Genomic DNA, 1,072 nt, shown 5'->3' on the forward strand with positions numbered 1-1,072 from the left:
TTTCTCCGCCGCGTACAGTCCGACCTCGATCCGGACCGCGAGATCGACCTCTTCGGCCGCGGACAGCAGGGGAACTCGCCCGATCTGCTTCAGATACGCTCGCGTCGAATCCCCGCCGGCGGTGAGCTCGGCCTCCTTACGCGCCCGGCGCAGCGCCGGAGACTCGTCCTCATCCCACAGGTCATCCGCGGCGTCGTCGGGCCCCGCCGGGGTGCCGGTGGAGTCTTGGTCATTCGTCTCGTCTGCGGTCGTTGCCACATTCGCCTCTCCGAGAGATCAGGCCGACATCGCGATTCGACAAATTGGGGACCGCGGACAGGCCTCGAGCGGCTCGGCAATCACCGGGACCAATAACCAGCGTACTGGGCGAAAGACGAAACGAGGCGACTATCAGTTCCGCGGAGAACTGCCCGGACGGGCCCTCGTCACCGCACGATGCGAGCGATCACGGACCCTCGTGGCATAGTTGGCGATCGAGAACGGGCTTCTCACCAAGAATTTGCCCGGCTCACAAACAGAAAAGAAGTTGTAGCAACATGGCTCAAGGCAGTGTGAAGTGGTTCAACGGTGAAAAGGGCTTCGGCTTCATCGCCCAGGACGGAGGCGGCCCGGACGTCTTCGTGCATTACTCGGCCGTGAGCGGCTCGGGTTACAAATCCCTCGAAGAGGGTCAGCGCGTCGAGTTCTCGGTAGAGCAGGGCCAGAAGGGCCCGCAAGCCCAGGACGTCCGCGCCATCTGATCAGCGCGATTGGGTTCCGAGGGGAGCTTCGCACCGAGGTCGGTGCGAAGCTCCTTTTCGTCTCGGATACCGGTGTTGCCGCACCTGTGCGGCTGGACCGTCCCCGGTTACTTCAATTCGGACAGATCGAGGCCCAGCACGGCCAGCAGATGCCCGCAATCTGCGGCATCGTGCGCATAGTTCGCGACAGTTTTCGCGGCCAGTGCGTTTCGTTCGAGGTCCGCGGCCTGCTCGGCGGCACGGATTTCCGCGAAAACGGTTGCCGGACCTGCGAAATGGTTGGCGTTGGCCGATGCCATGAAGGCTCCTTGCGAGTAGCCCCGACCGAATAG

Annotated in this window: 3 protein-coding genes; 1 reads left to right on the top strand and 2 read right to left on the bottom strand. The window is 63.3% G+C overall.

Translation table 11 applies throughout. The features are described from left to right. The coding region (locus ACIRS4_RS38855) for a sigma-70 factor domain-containing protein (RefSeq protein ID WP_404205091.1) at nt 1-258 on the bottom strand (258 nt) is incomplete at its 3' end. A 278-nt stretch (nt 259-536) separates the two neighbouring features. Here ACIRS4_RS38855 and ACIRS4_RS38860 point away from each other — a divergent pair. Beyond that, nucleotides 537-740 carry a cold-shock protein gene (locus ACIRS4_RS38860; RefSeq protein WP_120736711.1) on the top strand — a complete coding sequence of 68 codons (204 nt, stop codon included), beginning with the start codon at nt 537-539 and terminating at the stop codon, nt 738-740. Nucleotides 741-847: 107 nt separating this feature from the next. On the opposite strand, the gene ACIRS4_RS38865 is transcribed toward ACIRS4_RS38860, so the two are convergent. After that, on the bottom strand, nt 848-1,072 hold a 225-nt coding region (locus ACIRS4_RS38865), incomplete at its 5' end, for a hypothetical protein (protein ID WP_404205094.1).

This window comes from Streptomyces sp. NPDC101166 (assembly GCF_044768125.1).
GTDB lineage: Bacteria > Actinomycetota > Actinomycetes > Streptomycetales > Streptomycetaceae > Streptomyces.